We start from the raw sequence: 24,306 nt of genomic DNA, 5'->3' as shown, positions 1-24,306 counted from the left end.
TTTAAATTAACTTTTGTGAAATTCCAAAGGAGACATACAATGAAAATCCACATTGTTAAATTATCCGCCTTTGCCTTTTTTGTCGCTTTCACGTTAATTGGTTGTTCTGAATCTACACAAGACTTAAAAAACTCCTCCCCGCTTCCATCAAAAGCTCAACCCGATCGAGAAGTTAAAGTTGCAAAAAAACTTAACTTCCCAGGGGTTAACGTTGCTGCGAAAAAACAGGTGATTGCAAGAGGCGGAGGAATTACTTACCCAAGTTGGGGTAATGCTAATGATGATGTGGATTACAAAACAACAACAAATTATCCCCAGATAGGCCGATGGGGAAATGAAACGAATAGTGGCAAGGGCACCTTTCAAGTCGTGGATTTGGGTTCCGTTTATCAACTCAATGGAATCGGCTATAACATCGATTGGGATGGTGCGTTTAAGAATTCATTGACATTTCGAGTTGAAGTATCAACAGATAACAAGTCTTGGCAGTTAGTTTCCAACATTGTTCATCCTTACTCTCCAACAACTGTTTTCAATAAACTTGATATTGATGTTGCAATCAAACCGACTGCTGCGAGATATGTCAAATATTGGGAACCGCCAGACGGACAATGGAATGGTTGGGGTACTTTTCATCAACTCAGGGCTTATTCTTCAAAGTCTGTTCAACGGTAATCGCTACGCTGAACGCTCTAAGTAAAACAGAGGTATTAGATAAAGCTAAAGTTGGCGAAATTGGCTGCAAATATAATCCGGTTCAGTTTCAGCTCTGTATGTTGAAGGAAGGTAGTATCAACCGAAACCAAGTGCGATTTAACATCGCAGTTCAAGGTTGCTTGCTGCTGCTGACCTTTGGTATTAGCAAGTCAAGTAGGCGATCGCCGGGTAGTTGCAAAATTGTTGGTAGGGCGATCGCTAGTGAATTGGTGTTGTTTATGGACAATTACAGAACCAGTTTGGATACAAAACTTTTCCCAAGATACTCATAACAGCGCACCTCGAAAAATAAGAGCGAATGACTCATTGGTGTAAAATCCTAGATCCTAGAGACAGTCACAGGCGGTCAACGGAGTCTGAACACAATGGAACCACAGCGGAAGTCAACGGTTGTAATTACGGGTGCCTCATCAGGGGTTGGTTTGTACGCTGCGAAAGCGCTTGCCAAAAAGGGATGGCACGTAGTAATGGCTTGTCGGGATTTAGAAAAGGGGCAAAAAGCTGCCGAAACGGTGGAAATCCCCCAAGACAGCTACACGCTCATGCATATCGACCTAGCCTCTTTAGAGAGCGTCCGCCAGTTCGTGAATAACTTCAGAGCAAGCGGCAAGTCCCTAGACGCATTGGTGTGCAACGCCGCAGTTTATCTACCTTTATTAAAAGAACCAATGCGGAGCGCCGACGGTTATGAACTGAGCGTCGCTACAAATCACCTGGGTCATTTCCTCCTGTGTAACCTGATGCTGGAGGATCTGAAAAAGTCCTCTTATCCAGATCGCAGGCTTGTCATTTTGGGAACCGTGACAGCCAATCCCAAGGAGTTGGGAGGTAAAATTCCCATTCCCGCGCCTCCAGATTTGGGAGATCTCCAAGGTTTTGAAGCTGGTTTCAAAGCTCCGATTGCGATGATTAATGGCAAGAAGTTTAAACCAGGCAAAGCTTACAAAGACAGCAAGCTCTGCAACGTTCTAACCATGCGGGAACTGCATCGGCGCTATCACGAGTCAACAGGCATCACCTTTAACTCCCTTTATCCGGGATGCGTTGCAGATACGCCTCTATTCCGCAACCACTATCCTCTGTTTCAGAAGATCTTCCCTCTGTTCCAGAAGAACATCACAGGGGGATACGTGTCGCAGGAGTTAGCGGGCGAGAGGGTTGCAGCGATCGTCGCCGATCCTGAATACAAAGAATCCGCGATGTATTGGAGTTGGGGAAATCGCCAGAAACCAGGTCGTCAGTCTTTTGTCCAAGAGGTGTCTGACGAAGCCAGCGATGATAACAAAGCTAAAAAGCTGTGGGATCTGAGCGCCAAGCTAGTTGGAATTGCGTAAGCTATTGCGGGGTCTAAAACCCCGCATATTTTGGTAGCCAGACAGTTATTGAAGATTAGCTGAGAGTAGGCATTTTTTTCCAACTGGCTACTTTGCAAGCAGATTCCAGAGGCTGCTGTCGGATGGGAATTTTAATCAGGAACTCTGCACCCTCGTCAGGTGCTGAAAGACAAATTATCTGACCACCGTGTTTGGAGACGACAATTTGGTAGCTAATAGACAAGCCCAAACCAGTGCCTCTACCTTCGGGTTTCGTTGTAAAGAAAGGATCGAATAGGCGATCGCGTACTTCAGATGCCATACCGGGGCCATTATCCGAAATCCGAATAGTCACGAAGTTACTATCGGTTACTTCGGTGCGAATCCGAATTGAGCTGAGGAAACAGTAAACATCTTCGGGCGATCGCTCTTTGTCACGATCCTCCAAAGCATCAATTGCATTGGCAATCAGATTCATAAATACCTGGTTAAGCTGCCCCGGATAACACTCTACTGCGGGCAGCTTGCCATATTCTTTAACTAGCTGAATACCTGGATTGTTAGCGCTAGGTTTAAACCGATTGTGCAAAATCAACAGCGTGCTATCAAGCCCAGCATGAATATCCACTGGTTTCATTTGTGCTTCATCCACGCGGGAAAAATTCCGCAACGATTGAATTAGCTCGCGGATGCGATCTGCCCCCACCTTCATCGAACCCAGTAATTTAGGCAAGTCTTCAATCAAAAAGTCCAAATCTATAGCGTTAGCGTACTCTTCGATCTCTGCCGGGGCTGATGGAAAGTATTTAATATAAAGCTTCAATAAACCAAGAATGTCTTTACTATAGTGATGCGCGTGCGTAAGATTACCATAGATGAAGTTTACAGGATTGTTAATTTCATGGGCGACACCCGCAACCAGTTGTCCCAAACTGGACATTTTTTCACTGTGAACTAATTGACTTTGGGTTTGTTGAAGTTTGCGAAAGGCAAGTTCTAGCTGATTAGCTTGATCTCGATAGCGTGTTTCTGATTCCTGCAATGCTGCTTCCGTAGTAATGCGCTCTTGAATTTCCTGTTGCAACTGCTCATTTGATGCGGTTAACAACTGATTTGATTGTGAAAGTTCATTCGTTCTTTCTTGTACTCGTGTTTCTAATTCAGACGTTAGCTTTAAGAGAGCTGACTCTGCCTTTACACGCTCTTCGATCTCCACTTCAAGACGCACGTTTTGCTCTTGCAATCTTTTAGTTAAATTTCGCAAGCTTAAATGAACTTTGACACGGGCTAAAACCTCTTCATGCTGGAGTGGTTTAGTAATATAGTCTACGGCTCCAAGATTCAAACCTTTGACCTTATCCACCGTTTCTGAAAGCGCCGTCATAAAAATTACGGGAACGTCTTTCGTTGATTCCTTAGCTTTTAAGTGGCGGCAAGTCTCAAACCCATCCATACCAGGCATGAGTACATCTAATAATATTAGATCTGGCAACCCATAATCGAGCTGCTCAATTGCATCTTCGCCATCCTGAGCTACCAAAACCTTGAAGCCAGAATCAGCCAAAAGCTTGAACAACACTTTTAAATTAGTAGGGTTGTCATCAACGATTAAAATTACGCCACTATCAATATTTTGATCGTTCATTTATTTATACCTACATTTTTAAGAAAATCGCGGATTTTTTTGACCTGAAACCCTTTTGCTAACTCCTGTATTTCCCTAGCAAAAGGTGCAAATTTAGCATCTGTTTTTTCCAGTTTAACAGTTGTTTCTACAATACTATTGATATCCCCCCTCATTACTAAATCAAACAAAGCAGCCATCTCTTCAGGAGGGGGAACTACAAACGAATGCTGAGGAAAAAGGCTAGAATCCTGAGAATGTTCTGCTACGTGCTTAATTGTGTTTTCGTTTTTGCCTTCTTCATAAACCCATTCCAACTTTAAGTGAAGGTTTAACTTATCTAATAATTCTTCTACTCGAATAGGTTTGGGGAGAAAATCGTTGCAACCTACCTCCTTACTCTTGTGCTGATCGAAATCAAAAACGCTGGCGGAAGTGCCAATCACTACCACATCTTTTAGGTCTGGCGATCGCCTAATCCGTCGGGTAGCTTCAAAGCCATTCAACTGAGGCATCATTAGATCCATTAAGATGCAATCAGGATGTATTTCTTCTGCCTTCTTCAGACATTCTTGACCATCTGTAGCTTCCACCATTTCAAACCCTAAAGGCGATAGCATTTTTACCAATATTGAGCGATTTTCTCTTTTATCGTCTGCTACAATAATTTTGCGCTTATGGCCTTTGAAACCTTGAATATTTAGCTGTTCTTTTTTAGTAAATCCACCTTGGTTGGATACTTCCGGTAAATCTAAATCAAAGAAGAAAATACTACCTTTACCGGGGGTACTTTTCACTTTAATTTTACCGCCCATCATTTCCACTAATTGACGGCTAATTGCCAGCCCCAATCCAGTTCCTTCAGTTTTGAGATTGTTGTCTCCTACCTGGTGGAACGGCAAGAATATCTCTTCTAATTGCTCTGGCGCCATCCCCACCCCCGTGTCTTCCACCTCAAACCGCATCTTGCCTTCGTGGTAGCCAACCTTAAAAGCAACTCCGCCAGTTTCAGTAAATTTAACTGCATTTCCCAGTAAGTTAATTAATACTTGCCGCAAGCGTTTTTCATCGGCTCTAACTCCAGCAGGAAGCGCTGTAATTGGTTCGTAAATTAACGCAATGCCTTTTTGTTGGGCTTTGATGCGGCAAATTTCAGCTAGACCTTCTAGAAATTCTGTAAAATGAAAATCCGTTGGATGGAGTTCCATCTTCCTAGCTTCAATTTTAGATAAATCTAGAATGTCATTAATCAAATTTAGTAGATGATCGCCACACTGGTAAATGATGTTTAAACCATCTTTTTGCGAGTCAGTTATAGTTTTATCTCGTTTGAGAATTTGGGCATAACCCAATATGCCATTAAGTGGCGTGCGTAGTTCGTGGCTCATACTCGCCAGGAAATCACTTTTGGCATGGTTGGCAGATTGTGCGGCGGCTTCTGCTTTTTGCAGATGCACGTTTTTTTCCTGTAACTCCAACGTTCGCTCTTGTACTTTTGCTTCTAAACTGATTTTAGCTACTTCTAAATCTGCGTACAAACGAGCCTGCTCAATTGAAATTGCCGCCTGCGCGGATAATATTCGCAGAACTTCTATACGTTTCGGCGTAAATGCACCCGCAATCAGATTGTTTTCTAGGTAAAGGATGGCTGTTAATTTGCCTTGATAGATGATGGGCGCACACAGTAGGGATTTTGGTTTGTTTTGGAGGATGTAAGGATCGTTGTTAAATATTTTTTCTTGGAAGGCATCGTTTAAAACGACATCTTTTTGAGTTCTGGTGACGTAGTTGACGACTGTGGCTGGTAGTTGCTGGCTGGTGGAAACGGGTAGCGATCGCAGCACTTGTACTTCTTCTTTATTCCCGGCTGCTTCTATAAAGAACTGACCCTGCTTTGATAAGATGAGCAAGCCAGTTTGAGCGCCTGCATTTTCTATCAATATTTTCATTAATTTTTCTAGCAGTTTGTCTAATACAATCTCGCCAGAAATCGCTTGAGACGCTTTCATTACCGATGCCATGTCCAGAATTTCTGCGTGGCTACCAGTGGTGGTTAAACTGGCAATTGTTGCAGTGAAGTCGAAGCCACTGTGGATTTCTGCGACAGGCGAGCGCGCAATTAATTTAGGATATCGTTTATCTAAATCTTCAACTTTCGCCTTAGCACCCCAGCGAATATAGCCATAGTAGGCATCTGTCATATAAGTCTTAGCAATTTTCTCTCTGCCCAGAGATAGCTGAAACTCTGCTGCCAGTTCGTTGGCTAAAGCTTCTTCCTGAATATATCCCTGCTCTGCTGCTCCTTTAATGGCGCGATCGTAATAATCTATTGCTTTTTCCTTCTGCCCCAAAATTCGCGCTTTTTCTGCTTCTACTAACTCGTACTTATGCTGAAAATTTTCTGGAGCGTGCATTGCCCATTTTCGCATCTTTTCTTGATTCGCTGTCACCTCGTCTATCAAAAGTTGCTGCTTGCTAGTTTCTGTAGAATTGGAAGCCTCAGCGAGGAGAGATAGGGAATAGTAGAAGTTGTGTATAGCAACCACTATAAATCCTTGCAGTGATTGGATGGTTTCCAAGGCAAATCTAAGATTATCGACGCTTTTAGTGCTATCTTTTAGTAGATAAAAAAGCATTCCTTTGGCCAATCTGCAAAGACAAATAATCGGCTTTATTTTTAATTCTTCCAACTGAGGCAGCATTTCTACCTCGTCAAAACTTTCACCTTTCAAACAATATTTATCAGCGGCCAATCCTCGCAAGTTTAAGATTAATTGCCTCCACAAGCTATTACTGTAGGTGGCTGTAGCGCATTTATTTATTTTTGCAAGTTCAAAATATTGAGCTATCTTACTATCTGCACTGGGCAGGTGTTCTCCGCTGTAAAATAAGTGAGAACAATAGTTTAGATTGCAATAGCTCGACCATTCTATATCTCCAGTTTCTAATCCAATTTGACATCCTTCCTGTAATGGTATAAAGGTATCTTTAATATGCTTTTTCCAGGGTTGGGTATAAATATAAAACAGACCATATACTTTAGCCTTGAGGGACTTGGCATCAAATTGCTCTAAGAGACTGAAAGCCAGATTGCCAGTATGATATGCAGCCTCAATATTTCCAGCATGAACTAAAAGTGGGCCATAAAAACCGTAGGCATAAGCTGAGATTGGAGAATTTCCCTGCTTTATAGATAAATCGATCATGGTTGACATAGCTGGCAGCATTAAGTCCGGTCTAGCAATATATAGAGCAGTACTAAGCTGCATTAACAACCGCATTGCTGCTAGTTGATAAGGGTCTGTCATCAGCGGCATATTTTTCAATTCTTCAATCCGCGGCAACTTCACTATCCACTGACTATCTGGATCGTCACTAGACAGATTAACGCCCAGCATTTTAAGGGCTGACAGTCCCACATCGATGCCTTTAAGCATTTGCCCTTGAGAAATATAAGAGGCTATTTCTACTTCGTATACTTTGATTTTGTCTAAAAGATTAGGCGTTTTTTGTAAAGTCAATTTCGCCAGAATTTCTGTGCGCTCAAAGTTAGTATTTAGATATTCTGCTTCGGTTGCTTCTACATAAATATTGAGGGTTAATTCGTACTGATTTTCCCAGCTATTAGATGGAAGAAGTTCCAACCCCACATTCAAATATTTGACAGCCGACTCATACGCTGTGGCGGTTTTGGCTTTTTGACCGGCGATGAGATTGAGAGCGGCTAGCTCGTATTTCTCGGCTTCCGCCGCGAGCAAGTCAGTCCCGTAATTGAGTTGGTTGACGAGGGCGAAGATATTCTCTTTCCGTTCTTCGGGCGTCGTCGAATGCAGCAGCAGTTGCCCAATTTTCAGGTGTGTTTCTTTCTTCTGGTCATCGGGAATCAAAGAATAAGCAGCTTGCTGCACTCGGTCATGTAAAAACTTGTAGTCAACTTTGACATCTGTTAAGCTAAACCCGCCCGCTTCCTCCTGACTAAATACGAGGGGAATTTTGTATTCATTGCTCAAAGGCAAAATCAACCCAGCCTGAAGTGCTGACCACAACTGTGCTGCCGTAACTAAAGAAGATTCTTCATTGACAACGCTCAAGACTTCTAAGTTAAATGTGTTGCCAATACAAGCTGCCAGTTTTAATACTTTCTGCGTATCTTCTGGCAGCTTGCGAATATTTCTGCCAATCAGTTCGACAACGTTATAGTCGGTAATCCCTATCGCTTGAATTTGCTCGATATTCCACTGCCAAGCGCCCGAATATAAGTCATAAGTTAACAAGTCTTCTTCGTAAAGAGTTTTGAGCAGTTGAGTTAAGAAGAAGGGATTTCCCTGAGTTTTGTTGAAAAGTAACTCCGCTAGCAGCTTGGAACGAACCGATTCATTTAACGTATCGGCGATTAATTCTTCGACGTGAACGAGTTGTAACGGGCCGAGTACAATATTATTGACAGCAGTACCCGCTTGTTGGATTTTTTCGATCGTCTGAATGGTTGGATGCGTCGGAAAAACTTCGTTATCTCGATACGCACCAATTAGCAATAAATATTGGCTGTCACTATCGGTCATCAGCAATTCGATCAATTTTAGCGATGCTGAATCAGCCCACTGCAAGTCATCCAAGAAGACAACGAGGGGATGTTCTTGGGTTGTAAATACACCGATAAATTGTTTAAATACGCGACTGAAACGGTTTTGCGATTCCGTTCCACCTAATTCGGGGACGGGTGGCTGTTTTCCGATAATCAGTTCGACTTCAGGAATCACGTCGATGATGATTTGCCCGTTAACGCCTAAAGCCGATAACAGTTTTTCTTTCCAAGTTTCGATTTGTGACGAGTTTTCGGTGAGTAACTGTTGAATTAACGATTGGAAAGCTTGAATTAATGAAGCAAAGGGAATATTCCGCTTGAATTGGTCGAATTTCCCGGCAATAAAATAACCCCGTTGCCGCACAATAGGTTTGTGAACTTCATTGACTAAAACAGTTTTGCCAATTCCGGAATAACCCGATACCAGCATCATTTCCGTCGTGCCAACAGCAACGCGCTCGAATGTTGCCAAAAGCCTAGCAACTTCTGCCTCACGTCCATAAAGCTTTTGTGCTATCAGTAATTGACCTGCTTTGTCTGCACTACCGGGTATAAAACCAGAAATAGTTCCAGTAGTTTGCAATTTTAGCAAGCAAGTTTCTAAGTCAAATTTTAATCCCGCCGCAGTTTGGTAGCGGTCTTCAGCAGTTTTAGCTAATAATTTTATTACCAGATGTGAAACCGGTTCGGGAATTTGTGAATTGACCTGATGAGGTGGAACTGGAACTTTAGCAATATGGCAATGTACTAATTCCAGCGGTTCAATCGCGTCAAAAGGCAATTTACCCGTTAGCATTTCATAAAAGGTAACGCCCAAAGAATAAAAATCAGTGCGGTAGTCAATTGACCGATTCATTCTGCCAGTTTGCTCTGGCGACATATAGGCGAGGGTGCCTTCGAGTAACGTGGGGTTGCCAAGCGTTTGGTTTTCTCTCTCTAGGCGCGATGCAATGCTGAAGTCGATGAATTTAACTTGCCCTGTTTCGGGGTTAATTACAATATTGTGGGGCTTAATATCTTTATGAATAATCTGGGCTTGATGGAGTTGTGCTAAGGTCGATGCTAGCTGTATGGCTATATTTAGGAATTTAGTTACTTCCAAGGAGCGATCGCCAAGATATTTTTTCAGCGATTCTGCCCCAAAATCTGGCAAAATTAGCGCTAAACCGTTGTGATAATTTTCTAAAGCTAGGGGCTTAACAATTCCTTCTATATCTACTGCATTTTCTAAAATTTTATATTCATGTCTTAAGCGGCTCAGTTCTTCCAGGGTGGGATACTCTGGTTTAAGGGCTTTAACAATTACGGAAGATTTATCTAACTGTCTGCAAGCCCGATAAATAATTGTAGATATACCTTCATGCAAAACTTGAGTAATTTCGTAGGCGGGAAGAGTAAGCATATTTTTGTAGAATTAATCGGTACTGTGAATTGAGTAAGACTGGATGGATGCGTACCGGGCTTTACCTAGCTTTATTTATAATTCCCAGCCCATCACTAAATTCTTCAAAGCTAAATAAACTTAAATATTTAGAAATAAAAGTTAGTATTTGCCCACCAACCACTCCCAAATACTAAAGTTTTGCTAAAGATATCAAGACAGCCCTTGACGATAATAGCGATCGCATCCCAATAAACTAAAATTGCTTGGAAATAGTTCGCTTGCTCGGTTGCATATTCCCCATACTCGATTAATAAAACTTTAAATACATAATCATTCAAAAAAATAAATAGCATCGCTAAATTGCAGCAACGGCTACTACCTCACTTCAAAAGCCTCCAATTTAAGTAACAAAGCGACCTCCAGCCCTTCGTTCTTGTGCGATCGCTGTTACAGTTGCGTAAGTACTATTTCTAATGCTCGGAATTTATAGTGCAATTAGCCTGCAACATTGCCCTTGTTCCCTCAGAAGGCTATATTACATCCTGCCTCAGTCGGGTAGTGCAAGAGTTACCTATTGCACCATCCTGAAAGTCTTACAGTTGCTTAAGTCCTGCGGCTGTAATACCCAACCCGAATTGGCTCCCCGTTATATTTACCCTAATCTCCAAGAGGGCGATCGCCTCCTTATTGGCTCCAACCCCTTTGATATTTAAGGGCTAAAGCCAATAAGATTTAATTAGTTTTACTTATATAAAATAAAATTCATACTAAATATACTTGTTGTAAAGGTATTTATCCAAAAAAGTATAAAACCAGTATGACAACGAGTTATTTTTAAGCAAATTTTGGGAACTATAAACTATATAGGAATTGTATCGGACGTTTCTAGTACTTTATACCCAAAAAAATCTACTATTTTACACCCAAAAAGTTGCCTAAAAGCGTTTTCCGACAAAGCCTTGTCTAGCTCAAAGCATTTTACTCTTAGTCACCTGCAAACATACATTTAACCTAACAGTACAAAAATGACAAATATTATTGGTTACGAAATTATAGAAAAAGTTTACGAAGATTTAAAAACAGTCGTATATAGGGGTCACAGTGTAGAAAAACAGACAGTTATTATTAAAATACTTAAATCAGATTATCCTACTTTAAAAGAATTAAATAAATTAAAGCATGAATATGAAATAATTAAAAACCTTGATTTAGAAGGTATTGTAAAAGCTTACAAGCTAGAACAATATAACAATGGTTTAGCTTTAGTATTAGAAGATTTTGGAGGTATAAGTTTAAAAGGGCATATTAACTTAGGAAATCTTAATTTGTCATCATCTATCCAGTTAGGCATCCAAATTTGTGAAATTTTAGGAGAATTGCACCAAAAAAGTATTATTCATAAAGATATTAAGCCTCACAATATTATTTTCAATAATAATACTGGTCAAGTAAAAATTACAGATTTTTCTATTGCCTCACTTCTTTCTAGCGAAAACCAGACCATCAGCAGCCCTAATTTGCTTGAAGGGACATTAGCTTATATGTCACCAGAGCAGACTGGTCGGATGAATCGGGTCATTGACTATCGCACAGATTTTTACTCCCTTGGTGTCACCCTCTACGAAATGCTGCTCGGCGAACTGCCTTTCTTAGTCACAGACCCCATAGAGTTGGTTCATTGTCACATCGCAAAACAGCCGCTGCCACTTTATAAAATAAATCCAAGCATTCCAAAAGCGGTGTCTAACGTTGTAATGAAATTGTTAGCTAAAACAGCGGAAGACAGATATCAAAGCGCCTACGGAATCAAAATGGATCTACACAACTGTTTAACTCAGTTGCAGACTTATGGAAAAATTGACAGTTTCGTTATAGGTAAGCATGATGTATCCGCAAAATTTCAAATTCCCCAAAAACTTTATGGTCGTGAAAGCGAAATTGATACGTTGATGGCTGCGTTTGAGCGCGTTAGCAAAGGTACGGTTGAAATAATTCTGATTGCTGGTTATTCAGGTATTGGCAAGTCAGCATTGGTTAACGAAGTTCACAAACCAATAGTGCGGCAAAAAGGCTATTTTATTGCTGGAAAATTTGAGCAATTCAAGCGTAATATTCCTTATGCTTCTCTGATTCAAGCTCTTCAAGAATTAGTGCAGCAGTTATTAACAGAAAGCGAATCTAAAATAAAAACTTGGAAAGAAAAAATAATAAATGTTCTTGGTTCCAACGGTCAGATCATTATTGATGTAATTCCAGAAGTAGAATTTCTCATCGGTAAACAACCTCCTGTACTTCAATTAGAACCTACAGAATCTCAAAATCGGTTTAACTTAGTTTTTCAAAAATTTATAGGTATTTTTACGCAAAAGGAACATCCGCTCGTTCTATTTTTAGATGATTTACAATGGGCGGATTCAGCCTCTTTAAAGTTGCTTCAGCTGCTAATGACATCTATGGATAGCCAATGTCTATTAGTGATTGGGGCATACCGAGATAATGAAGTAAGCCCAATTCATTCGTTTCTGGTAACATTGGACGGGATTCAAAAAAGTGGCAGTAGAATAAGCCTTATTACTTTACCTAGTTTAGATATTGCTTGTGTAAACCACTTGCTTACTGATACATTGCATTGTGGACACGAAAAAGCTATACCTCTGGCGGAACTATTATTAAGTAAAACAGATGGCAATCCCTTCTTTTTGACACAGATGCTCGCATCTCTTTACCACGAAAAGCTTTTGTCCTACGACATAACTGGTGGTTGCTGGCAGTGGGACATAGAGCTTCTTCAAAGTAGGGACATTGCAGATAATGTCGTTGATTTGATGATCGGTAAAATTCATAATCTTTCTGAAAGTACGCAGCATATTTTAAAAATTGCTGCCTGTATTGGCAATAGATTTGATTTAGACATTCTCGCTATTGTCAATAAAAAATCTCTGTCAACTACAGCCAGGGAACTTTGGGAGGCGCTTCAATCAGATTTAATTCTGCCCCTGAGTAATGCCTACAAAATCGCTCAGGTTGATGAACCGGAGGTAGCGCTTGCTTTGACTCGCGAACAGTTAAGGGTTGAGTACAGGTTTTTACATGACAGAGTTCAACAAGCAGCTTATGCTCTCATTCCAGAACATGATAAAAAAGCAATTCACCTGAAAATTGGCCAACTGCTTCTAAAACATACTAATACAGAACAGACAGAAGAAAATATATTTGATATTGTTAACCATCTAAATATTGGTCTGGATTTAATCACCGCTCATTCGGAAAAAGAAAAGCTAGCTCAATTAAATTTGATGGCTGGTCGAAAAGCAAAGATGGCGACCGCTTATGAACATGCCGTCACGTATTTAACGGTTGGTTTACGCCTTCTTACAGAAGATAGCTGGCAAAGTTGCTATGAATTGACGCTTTCTCTTTATCTAGAGACGGTGGAAGCAGAATATTTAAATACGAACTTTGAGCGAGCCGCTACCTTAGCTGAAGTCCTTTTGCAACAAGCCACCAATCTGCTCGATCGAGTGAAGATATATGAGTTACAAATTCAGTTTTATATGGCTCAAAACAAAATGAGCCAAGCGCTCGATACGGGACTAGGTGCATTGGATAGGCTAGGTGTCACTGTGTCAAATTTACTTAGCGATCGCAGTTCGCTAGTTGCATTGCCGCAGATTGAAGACTTAGAAAATATTCCTGTACTCACAGATCCCCATCAGCTGGCGGCATTACGGATCTTAATGAATCTTGCTTCTCCCGCTTATATTGCTAACCCCGAGCTTTTCCCACGAATTATTCTCACCCAGGTCAATCTTTGTACCAAACACGGCCATTCAGCGCTAGCGGCTTACGTGTATGCTCAGTATGGTTTGCTCCTGTGTGCAGGTTTCGGTGACATAGATACTGGATATCTCTCTGGTCAATTGGCTTTAAAGATGTTGGATAAATTTAACGTTAGAGAGCTTAAATGTAAAGTATACGACTTATTTAACGTTTTTATTAGACCCTGGAAAGAGCATCTCAGGGAAACCATGGCATCATTACTAGAAGGGATTCAAAGTGGACTTGAAACAGGAGATATAGAATTCGTTGGCTATTCTGTTATGGCCTATTGCAGCAACTTATTTTTGATGGGGGAACGCCTAGAAGCTGTAGTTCAGCAGCAAGGGCAGTATCTGGATTTATTATTAAATTTAAAGGTAGAATATCATATTAATTATACAAAAATATGGAAGCAATTAATAATAAATTTAAAAAACGAATCAACAAACAAATTTTGTTTGCTTGGGGAAAGTTTTAACGAATTAGAAATGCTCCCAATTTTTATTCAATCAAATAACCACGTTTTGCTTTTTAATACATATTTAGCTAAGGCTATTCTCTTTTATCTATTTAAAAATTACGAGCCGGCTCTTGTTAACGCCGAGAAGGCAGGCGAACACGCAGAAGCTTTGATGGGGTGGAATACTTTTGCTATACACAATTTCTACTATTCTCTGGCTCTTATTGCTGTATATCCCCAGCTAGAAATTAACAAACAAGGGAAATATCTGAAGCAAGTCGAGGAGAATCAGTTAACAATGCAGCGATGGGCAGAGCATGCTCCTGCCAATTATTTACATAAGTATGAGCTGGTGCAGGCAGAGAAAGCGCGGATTTTGGGACAAAAAATAGAAGCGATGGAGTATTACGATCGCGCTATTCAAGGTGCTAGAAAAGAGGGATACATCCAAGAAGAAGCCCTAGCAAATGAGTTGGCAGCTGAGTTTTATTTCTCGCTCGGTAGAGATAAAATTGCTCAGCTTTATCTAACGGATTCTTATTATGGATATACTAATTGGGGCGCGGCAGCTAAAGTAATAGATTTGGAGTTAATGTATCCACAGTTACTTTCCCAAATCTCTAGACAGACAACAACTTTAAGTATAACTACGAGTACGAATTCCTCCACGAGTGGTGGGAATGCAGAAATTCTGGACTTGACGACAATTGTGAAAGCTTCGCAAGCACTTGCTGGTGAAATCGTTATAGGCAAGTTGCTAGATAAATTACTGAAAATTGTTATGGAAAATGCTGGAGCAACCACCAGCTGTCTTATTTTAGAGAAGAATGGGCAGTTACTGATAGAAGCCATTGGTACTGTAGAACCATATGAGGTTGTTCTGTATTCTTCGACACCAATTGAAATTATAGAGACATACAGATCTAAACCTACCCTGCCTTTGTCTTTAATAAATTATGTAGCTAGAACTCAAGAAAATGTACTTTTAAATAATCCAACTTATGGAGGAATCTTTGCTAAAGATCCTTATATTGTAAAATTACAACCAAAATCTATTCTATGCATAACGATTGTGAATCAAGGCAACCTTATCGGAATTCTTTATTTAGAAAATAATTTGCTTTCTGGCGCCTTTACAGTAGAGCGGGTGGAACTTTTGAAAGTTCTTTCTTCACAACTTGCCATTTCTTTAAAAAATGCTTTACTTTATGCAAATTTAGAAGTTACTACTGAAAACCTGCAAGAAGCTAAGGAGCAATTAGAGAACTACAGCAGAAATCTCGAAAGAAAAGTAGAAGAGCGGACATTAGAATTAAAAGAAAAAAATAGTCTGCTGAAACAACAAGCGACTGAGCTGGAAAAAGCCCTGCTCGAACTTAAGCAAACTCAGACTCAACTGATTCAAACAGAAAAAATGTCCAGTCTGGGGCAGCTTGTTGCGGGTGTCGCTCACGAAATTAACAATCCTGTTAATTTTATCTATGGCAATCTTATCCATACCCAGGAATATTTCCAAGATTTGCTGAACTTGCTGCGACTTTACCAGCAAGAATTCCCCAACTCAACGCCAAAAATTCAAGCTGAGGCCGAGAATATCGAGTTGGACTTCTTGATTTCCGACCTTCCCAAAATGTTGGATTCAATGAGCATAGGAACTGAGCGTATCCGTCAGATTGTCTTGTCACTGCGGAACTTCTCTCGCTTAGATGAGGCAGAAATGAAGCAAGTAGATATTCATGAAGGCATTGATAGCGCTTTGTTGCTCTTGCACAATCGCCTGAAAGTTAAGCCCGACCAGGCGGAGATTAAGGTTATCAAAGAGTATGGTTCGCTGCCATTGGTGGCGTGCTATGCAGGACAGCTGAACCAAGCCTTTATGAATATGCTAGCTAATGCAATTGATGTATTGGAAGACGCAAGTAAGCGGCACAGAGCGAGAGATATCAGCTTTTCGCCTTATATTCGGATTCACACTTGCGTTTTGGACGACAATCAGGTGGAGATTCGGATTGCAGACAATGGTTCTGGGATGAAAGAGGAAGTACGCCAAAAGATTTTTGACCCCTTCTTTACCACAAAACCTGTGGGAAAAGGCACTGGTATGGGGTTAGCGATCACCTACCAGATTGTAGTGGATAAACATGGTGGTGAGCTGACGTGTATTTCAGCACCAGGGCAAGGTGCAGAGTTTGTGATTAAGATTCCGCTCCAGCCCAGAAATCAACAGAAGCCTGTTTTATCCACTCATTTGTAACTTAAATAAAAAAATTGCTCTCAATAGCTGTGCTTCTATCTGTTAGTTTTCTACTTTAAGCGGGAACACTATAAACAGTTCAGAGTATTAGATCCTCTATCTATATAGATGAGGCTTTATTTATATTGGCGTTGACGTAAATACTGGATAACCCAGCAGAATAAATGAGTAATTTATCCATACAAACTGTTAATAAAAACCAGTGCATCCACGAACTGTTTGAGTTACAGGTAGAGCGAGCCTCGTTAATAGCATCTTTATTAACGCCTGATGCCATTGCAGCGGTTTTTGAAGACAAGCAACTAACTTACCACGAACTGAACTGTCGTGCGAATCAGCTGGCGCACCACTTGCAGTCTCTTGGCGTGGGACCAGAGGTGCTGGTGGGAATTTGCTTGGAGCGCTCCTTGGAGATGCTGATAGGGCTGCTGGGCATACTCAAAGCTGGTGGTGCATACGTCCCGCTAGATCCGGCTTTTCCTTTAGAGCGCTTGGCCTTCGTGCTAGAGGACGCGCAAGTGTCCCTTCTGCTTACCCAGAAGCATCTAGCCGAATCTCTTCCCAAACACCAGGCGCGTGTCATTTATCTTGATACAGAGTGGGAACTCATTGCTCAACAAAACAAGGAAAACCCCACTAGCGAAGTAACACCTGACAACCTAGCCTATGCTATCTATACCTCAGGCTCGACAGGGAAGCCGAAGGGGGTTCAAATTTCGCACCGCGCTGTGGTCAATTTCTTAAATTCCATGCGTCTTTCTCCAGGACTGACGGAGGAAGATATACTTCTCGCCGTAACTACTATTACCTTTGACATTGCAGCACTCGAACTTTTCCTGCCTTTGGCTGTAGGTGCGCGTGTGGTAATAACTAGCCGTGAAGTGGCGTCTGACGGGTTGCAGTTGTCTAGTATGCTGCTCGCATCTGGCGCTACAGTGATGCAAGCAACGCCAGCTAGCTGGCAACTACTTCTAAGAGCAGGGTGGCAGGGGAGCAAGCAACTGAAGATATTATGTGGTGGTGAAGCCCTGCCTCATGAACTTGCAAATCAGCTACTAAAGAAGTGTGCTTCTCTGTGGAACCTGTACGGTCCTACAGAAACCACTATCTGGTCAACTATCTGTCAAGTTGATGGTAATAGCTCAAGGTGCATCGGTCGCCCCATTGCAAACACAGAAGTATATCTTCTGAATGAGCAAATGCAAACGGTTCTGGTCGGCGTTCCTGGAGAGCTGTACATTGGTGGCGCAGGGTTAGCCAGGGGCTACCTCAATCGACCCGAACTAACTGCCGAACGGTTTATTACTAACCCCTTTAGTAACGAGCTAGATGCCCGCCTGTACAAGACTGGCGATCTGGCTCGTTACTTGCCAGACGGCAATATTGAGTACATCGGTCGCATTGACCACCAGGTAAAGATTCGTGGCTTCCGCATAGAGCTAGGAGAAATTGAGGCAGCCCTGTCTCAGCATCCTAACGTGCAAGATGCTGTGGTTATTGCACGAGAAGATATTCCGGGTGACAAGCGGCTCGTAGGTTATATTGTATCCAACTTGATTCCCGATCGCGTGCCTTATCAAAGCTCGGCTAGTGCTGAATTAGATGGAAGGTGCGCGTTAGATTTAACCACACAGGACATTTCCCTTAATGGTGTCTGCTTAGTAGGCGTACCCCCCACTTGGAAACAAGGTCAAAACGTTTGCGTACACCTGCTGCTACCAGTAGTTTCCGAAGCGCGATCGCTGGAGGGGAAAGTTGCATGGCGTGAGGGCAAGCGGGCTGGGGTTCAATTAGTTCTCACACCAACTGAGCAAACTCTTCTCACTCAAAGTTTCGAGTACCTGCTCGAACAGCAGGGATTCTTAAAAATGTTGCAGCGCACCGTAGTAGGTAACTTGCGTAGCTTCTTACAACAGAAGCTACCCAATTATATGGTGCCTTCGAGCTTTGTATTTCTGAACGCCTTACCCTTAACGCCGAACGGAAAAATAGACCGCAAAGCACTACCAGCCCCCGATCGCATTAGACATGAACTGGAAGAAGATTTTGCCGCACCTCGCACCCCTATTGAAGAGGTGCTGGCAGGAATTTGGAGTGAAGTTTTGGGGTTGGAGCGAGTCGGTATCCAAGACAACTTCTTGGAATTAGGGGGACATTCCCTGCTAGCGACGCAAATTATCTCGCGCCTGCGAGATATCTATCAAGTAGAGCTGTCGGTGCGCCAGCTGTTCGATCGACCTACCGTAGCTGGTTTAGCCGAAAGCATCGAAACTATTTGTTCGGAAAACCCAGGCTTACAAGCTCCCTTTATCCAACCTGTAGGACGCGATTTCGCTAGCGCGAATAGCTACTCTTCACGCAACTTGCCTCTCTCTTTTGCCCAAGAGCGGTTGTGGTTTCTTGACCAATTGATGCCTGAAAATCCCTTTTACAACGTTATAGAAGCCGTTCGGCTAGCTGGTTCGCTCAACGCGATCGCCTTAGAACAGAGCCTCAACGAAATTATCAAGCGTCACGAAACCCTGCGGACTATCTTTACCACCGTAGATGGGCAACCAGTCCAGGTTATTCAAGATTCCTATAATTGCAAGCTGTCAGTGGTGAATCTCCAAGGAGTTCCCAAGACTGAACGAGAAGCTCGCGTCCTACAGTTGGCTACCAAGGAAGCTCAGCAGCTCTTCGATTTAACCAAAGGCCCCCTGCTGCGATTTACCTTGTTGCAATTAGATGAACAGGAGTACATCCTGCTGCTCAATCTCCACCATATTCTTTGCGATGATTGGTCTTTGGGGGTGTTATTTGAGGAACTGACACTCCTCTACCAAGCTTTCTCTAGTGGCAAGCCTTCACCGCTTCGGGAACTAGGAATTCAGTATGCAGACTTTGCTATCTGGCAACGGCAATGGCTAGAGGAAGTGGAGCCGAAACAGCTAGCTTACTGGCAGCAGCAGCTGGCGGAGCTTCCCAGCCTACAGTTACCCACCGACCGACCGCGCCTAGCGGTGCCAACGTATCGGGGAGCGCTTCAATCTGTGGTGCTACCCAAGACCTTAACTGCGGCGCTCAAGGCTCTCTCGCAGCAGGAAGGTGTCACCTTGTATATGACGCTGCTGGCAGCGTTCCAAACGTTGCTCTTTCGCTACACCAACTCTGAAGACATTCCCGTAGGATCGGCGATCGCTAACCGCCATCAGCCGAATGTGCAAAAGCTGATTGGGTTTTTTGCCAACACTGTGGTTCTGCGTACCGATCTTTCTGGCTCCCCTAGTTTCCTCATGCTGTTGGCGCGGGTGCGCGAGGTGGCTTTAGCTGCCTATGCTTACCAAGACCTGCCTTTCGAGAAATTGGTGGCACAATTGCAACCGGAACGGGATTTGAGCCGCCAACCACTATTTCAGGTGGTGTTTGCCTTCCAAAATGTCGCTCCCCTTACAGGTTTGAAGCTTCCAGGTTTAGAGACAACCTCCGTGCAAATCGACAACGGTACGGCGAAGTTCGATCTGTTCTTGCAACTAACGGATACGCCAGAGGGTCTGACAGGCTGGATCGAATACAGCGCAGACTTGTTTGATGCTGCCACTATTTCACGGATGACAGAGCATTTTCAAACTTTACTTGAGGGAATTGTCGCCAATCCAGAGCAACGCATTTCGGACTTACCATTGCTAACAGAAGCCGAACGACATCAGCTGTTAGTTCAGTGGAACGATACTCAGACAGATTACCCGCTCGATGCCTGTATTCATCAACTGTTTGAGGCTCAGGTGGAGCAAACTCCTGATGCTGTGGCGGTAGTTTTTGAACAAGAGCAGCTAACGTATCGAGAACTCAATTGTCGAGCCAACCAGCTTGCACACCACCTGAAGACTCTAGGCGTGGAACCGGGGGTGTTGGTGGGTATCTGCATAGAGCGATCTGTGGAGATGATCGTTGGGATGTTGGGGGTTCTCAAAGCTGGTGGGGCTTACGTGCCGCTAGACCCAGCGTATCCACCAGAGCGATTGGCTTTCATGTTAGAAGATGCTCAAGTCATAGTTTTATTGACTCAGGAGCAATGGGTAGAGCGTTTGCGATCGCCTAAATCTCAGGTAATCTGTCTCGACAAAAATTGGGAAACTATTGCCCAAAAAAGCGAAGCTAATCTTAACAGCAATGTTATCTCCAAAAATCTCGCTTATGTCATCTACACCTCTGGCTCAACTGGAATTCCTAAAGGGGTTCAGATTGAACACAGGGGATTGTTAAATCTTGTTTTTTGGCATCAACGAACATTTGCAGTCTCACCGCTTGACCGAGTGACACAGATTGCAGGAGTCGCCTTTGACGCTTGTGGCTGGGAAATTTGGCCTTATATTACTGCTGGAGCTAGCATCCACATTCCCAATAATGAAACTCGGCTTTCACCTGAGCTACTGCAAGCCTGGTTGGTGTCAAAAGCGATAACAATTAGTTTTTTGCCAACACCTTTAGCGGAAACAGTTTTGTTATTAGATTGGCCGAATAACGCAGCTTTACGGATATTACTAACTGGTGGCGATCGCCTTCATCAGTATCCTTTGGCATCCCATCGTTTCCAGCTAGTGAATAATTATGGCCCAACTGAAAATACAGTTGTTACAACTTCCGCTATAGTTCCTGCGAGTAATCAAGCTAATGTAGCACCGACGATAGGTCGCCCCATTTCCAACACTCAAGTTTATATTTTGGATGGACATTTACAGCCTGTACCTGTCAGGGTTCCGGGAGAACTATATATTAGTGGTGCCAGTTTAGCCAGGGGCTATCTCAACCGACCCGATCTAACTGCTGAGCGGTTCATTGCCAACCCGTTCAGCAACGACCCAGAGGCGCGTCTGTATAAAACTGGCGACTTAGCCCGCTACCTGCCAGATGGGAATATTGAGTTTTTAGGTCGCATCGACCACCAAGTGAAGATTCGTGGTTTCCGGATCGAACTGGGCGAGATCCAGTCCGTTCTGAGCCAACACCCCGCCGTGCAAACCGCTGCGGTCATAGACCGAGAAGACGTACCCGGTCAGAAGCGCTTGGTCGCCTATTTAGTGCAAAAGTTACAATCCGACAAAGTATCGGACGAACTGCCACACTTAGATAGTGACTATATTTCGCAATGGCGATCGCTCTACGAAGAAACTTATAGCCAGACTGCAACCAACCAAGATGCGACGTTTAATATTATCGGTTGGAACAGTAGCTATACAGGCTTGCCCATCCCAGAAGCGGAAATGCGTGAATGGGTAGACTATACAGTTAATCGAATTCTATCCTTGCAACCCAGCCGCGTGCTAGAAATTGGTTGCGGAACGGGTCTGCTACTGTCGCGCATTGCACCTCATTGCATCCAGTATTGGGGTATGGACTTCTCGCAAGAGGCGATTCAGTATCTGGAGCAACTCAAGCGGCATAAGCCAGAGTTAGAACAAGTGACTCTTCTTCAAAGAACGGCGGATAACTTTGAAGGAATTGAGCCGGATACCTTCGATACGGTCATCCTTAATTCAGTTGTGCAATACTTTCCCAACATCGACTACCTGTTGCAGGTTCTGAAAAGTGCGGTAAATGCAGTACGCTGTGGAGGTTTTATCTTCCTGGGGGATATCCGCAGTCTGCCGTTACTCGAAGCCTACCACGCTTCGGTTGAGCTGCATCAGGCACCCGACTCGCTGACGCGATCGCAGTTTTTTGGGCGCATACAACAGCGTATTGCTCAAGAAGAGGAATTGGTTATCGATCCAGCCTTCTTCATTGCTCTCAAACAACATTTACCTAAGATCGCTGACGTACAAATTCAGCTCAAGCAAGGTCGCTATCATAATGAGCTAACACGGTTCCGCTATGATGTGGTTCTCCATGTAGGAACTGAAGTCCCTCCCGCTGTGGATATTCCCTGGCTAGACTGGCACCAACAAAATCTTACATTGCCAGCACTCCGCAGGGCGATCGCACAAACCCAGCCTGAAATTATCGGCGTGCGAGGCGTACCTAATGCTCGCCTCTTAGCAGAAGTTCACACCCTAGAATGGCTCTCCAGCTCCGATGGACACGATACTATAGGCGAATTGCGGTCGGAGAAATTACAAAAATTCCAGGATGCTGGGGTAGATCCAGAAATTCTGTGGAGCTTGAGCCATGACTTACCTTACTCGATCGACATCACCTGGTCGCAATTTGGTGCAAATGGCTGCTACGACGTAGTTTTCAAGCATCATACTAAGGCAGCAACGTTAATACCTGCTTTTAAAGATACCGTCCCCGTTAAGCCCTGGCACTGCTATGGCAATAAACCGCTACAAGGGAAGTTGGCTCAGAATCTCATCCCACAGATCCGCCGCTTTTTACAGGACAAGCTACCTGGCTACATGATACCTTCTGCGTTCGTGCTGCTAGACGCGCTGCCAGTTACCCCTAATGGCAAGCTAGATCGCAGTGCGCTTCCAGCACCTGAAAAAACCAGAGTAAAAGTCGAAGAAGACTTTGTGGCGTCTCGGACTCCCTTAGAGGAACAAATCGTCAGCCTCTGGACAAAGGTTCTCGGCATCGAGAATATCGGGATTAACGATAATTTCTTTGAACTGGGCGGAAATTCTCTCTTGGCAGCTCAACTAATTGCTTATGTGAGACAAACCTTCCGAGTAGAACTGCCCGTGAGATATATATTTGAGAAGCCGACTGTGGAAGGGCTGGCTCAGATAATTCAGACAATACATAAAGAGGGAATTTCTGCGATCGCAGCTGCGATTGATTTTAATGCGGAGGCTGTACTTGCTCCGGAAATATTTCCCCAAGGCACGCCTACTGATGATGTTAGCGAACCGCGTCATATTTTCCTCACGGGAGCCACAGGTTTTGTCGGAGCCTTTTTACTTCATGAACTTCTTGAGCAAACTCAGGCAATAATTTACTGTCTTATCCGTTCTGCTAACGAGCAGGAAGCTGCAAAACGCCTGCAAACAAATCTTGAAAAATATTTGATCTGGAATCCAAGCCAAAGCTCAAGAATCATCCCAATTATGGGATATCTAGATCGACCTCTTTTAGGACTTTCTGCCGAACAATTTGAAAGATTAGCTCTTCAGGTTGATACCATTTATCACAATGGTGCCCAGGTTAATTTTTCTAAACCCTACTCTACTATCAAGGCTGCTAATGTTGGTGGCACTCAGGAAGTTCTGAGACTAGCTTGTATGGGTAAAACCAAGCCAGTCCACTACATTTCAACCTGCGGTATTTATGGACCAATCGGCTACTTTACGGGGCCAAAAGTCATTAAGGAGGATGAAGACATTGGCATTGCCAAAGACTATCTCTCTATGGATGTCGGCTATAGCCAAAGTAAGTGGGTAGCTGAAAAACTTGTAGATATTGCCAAGTCCAGAAAACTGCCAGTCAGTATCTACAGGCTGGGATTTGTTATGGGAGATACTAAGACAGGTGTCACTAATACGACGGATTATATGTCTAGGATGATCAAGGGTTGCATCCAGCTCGGCAGTTTCCCAGATATAGTAGATCAAAAACAAGAATTCGTTTCTGTAGATTATGTCACCAAGGCTATTGTCCATTTATCCAGCCAGAAAGAATCTCTAGGAAAAGCTTTCCATTTGGTGCCTTTACCCAGCCAAAATATTGATTTACTGAATTTTTTTGAGTTGATATGTTCGTATGGATACCAGCTTAAAAAGTTACCCTATACTCAATGGAAAGATGAGTTAACTGAGCAAACGCAACATTCCCAAGAAAATGCTCTTTATCCTCTTGTGCCCATGATAACTGAACGGGTCTATCAAGATTCGTTTAGTATAGTCCAGTTGTATCAAAATACACCTGGTTATGATTGTAAGAATACGTTGGATGGCCTCGCAGGTACTTCAATTGCCTGTCCCGCGATGGATGATAAATTGATTGAAACTTATTTCTCATACTTTATTCGTAGCGGTTTCTTAGAGCCTCCCAAATCAAGCAATCATCTGAAAACCTCTATTACGACGGAGGCAATATTATAGCGCTATCGATTCACCTCACTACATCGTTATGGGCACCAAGTTTTGAGCCTCTAACGATGTTATGAATGTGCGTGAGAAACGCTGTATAAACATTACTAGCCTTTCGCCATTTTGCAGCGCGATCGCGCT

General features: G+C 43.0%; 8 protein-coding genes. 5 read left to right on the top strand and 3 right to left on the bottom strand.

Features of this window, described 5'->3' with window-relative positions; genetic code table 11:
- Window positions 1-39 precede the first annotated feature (39 nt).
- Together H6F77_RS26580 and H6F77_RS26575 are read left to right on the top strand one after the other, a co-directional pair.
- A complete protein-coding gene (locus H6F77_RS26580; RefSeq protein ID WP_190491933.1) occupies window positions 40-675 on the top strand; it encodes a discoidin domain-containing protein in 636 nt (211 codons plus the stop codon).
- Between the two features lie 407 nt (window positions 676-1,082).
- Window positions 1,083-2,051: a protochlorophyllide reductase gene (locus H6F77_RS26575; RefSeq protein ID WP_190491932.1), complete on the top strand. Its 969-nt coding sequence runs from the start codon at window positions 1,083-1,085 to the stop codon at window positions 2,049-2,051.
- 55 nt (window positions 2,052-2,106) lie between these two features.
- Here H6F77_RS26575 and H6F77_RS26570 read toward each other — a convergent pair whose 3' ends face one another.
- From H6F77_RS26570 to H6F77_RS26560, 3 genes are all read right to left on the bottom strand, one after another.
- Window positions 2,107-3,675 (bottom strand): hybrid sensor histidine kinase/response regulator, encoded by a 1,569-nt coding sequence (locus H6F77_RS26570; RefSeq protein ID WP_190491931.1) that lies wholly within the window; start codon window positions 3,673-3,675, stop codon window positions 2,107-2,109.
- Window positions 3,672-9,641 (bottom strand): hybrid sensor histidine kinase/response regulator, encoded by a 5,970-nt coding sequence (locus H6F77_RS26565; protein WP_190491930.1) that lies wholly within the window; start codon window positions 9,639-9,641, stop codon window positions 3,672-3,674. The genes H6F77_RS26570 and H6F77_RS26565 overlap by 4 nt, the downstream gene beginning before the upstream one ends.
- Before the next feature lie 128 nt (window positions 9,642-9,769).
- Window positions 9,770-9,976, bottom strand: coding sequence for a hypothetical protein (locus H6F77_RS26560; protein ID WP_190491929.1), 207 nt, complete (start codon window positions 9,974-9,976; stop codon window positions 9,770-9,772).
- Window positions 9,977-10,096: 120 nt separating this feature from the next.
- Between H6F77_RS26560 and H6F77_RS26555 the strand changes: the two genes are divergently transcribed.
- From H6F77_RS26555 to H6F77_RS28145, 3 genes are all read left to right on the top strand, one after another.
- The gene (locus H6F77_RS26555; protein WP_190491928.1) at window positions 10,097-10,336 is read left to right on the top strand and encodes a hypothetical protein; all 240 of its coding nucleotides are present in this window, start codon (window positions 10,097-10,099) and stop codon (window positions 10,334-10,336) included.
- A 312-nt stretch (window positions 10,337-10,648) separates the two neighbouring features.
- Entirely contained in the window at window positions 10,649-16,156 is a 5,508-nt protein-coding gene (locus H6F77_RS26550; RefSeq protein ID WP_190491927.1) for a trifunctional serine/threonine-protein kinase/ATP-binding protein/sensor histidine kinase, read from the top strand.
- Between the two features lie 164 nt (window positions 16,157-16,320).
- Complete coding sequence (locus tag H6F77_RS28145; RefSeq protein ID WP_242022642.1) at window positions 16,321-24,177, top strand: non-ribosomal peptide synthetase; 7,857 nt, start codon at window positions 16,321-16,323, stop codon at window positions 24,175-24,177.
- Window positions 24,178-24,306: the final 129 nt, after the last annotated feature.

Origin of the sequence: Microcoleus sp. FACHB-831, from assembly GCF_014695585.1 — a bacterium.
Lineage (GTDB): Bacteria > Cyanobacteriota > Cyanobacteriia > Cyanobacteriales > FACHB-T130 > FACHB-831.
This window is presented reverse-complemented; position numbering and strand designations above follow the sequence as displayed.

Excerpts from the sequence above, each read along its gene's own strand:
- H6F77_RS26570 (WP_190491931.1), bottom strand. The coding sequence starts at position 3,675 with ATGAACGATCAAAATATTGATAGTGGCGTAATTTTAATCGTTGATGAC.
- H6F77_RS26550 (WP_190491927.1), top strand. The coding sequence starts at position 10,649 with ATGACAAATATTATTGGTTACGAAATTATAGAAAAAGTTTACGAAGAT.
- H6F77_RS26575 (WP_190491932.1), top strand. The coding sequence starts at position 1,083 with ATGGAACCACAGCGGAAGTCAACGGTTGTAATTACGGGTGCCTCATCA.
- H6F77_RS28145 (WP_242022642.1), top strand. The coding sequence starts at position 16,321 with ATGAGTAATTTATCCATACAAACTGTTAATAAAAACCAGTGCATCCAC.
- H6F77_RS26555 (WP_190491928.1), top strand. The coding sequence starts at position 10,097 with ATGCTCGGAATTTATAGTGCAATTAGCCTGCAACATTGCCCTTGTTCC.
- H6F77_RS26560 (WP_190491929.1), bottom strand. The coding sequence starts at position 9,976 with ATGCTATTTATTTTTTTGAATGATTATGTATTTAAAGTTTTATTAATC.
- H6F77_RS26580 (WP_190491933.1), top strand. The coding sequence starts at position 40 with ATGAAAATCCACATTGTTAAATTATCCGCCTTTGCCTTTTTTGTCGCT.
- H6F77_RS26565 (WP_190491930.1), bottom strand. The coding sequence starts at position 9,641 with ATGCTTACTCTTCCCGCCTACGAAATTACTCAAGTTTTGCATGAAGGT.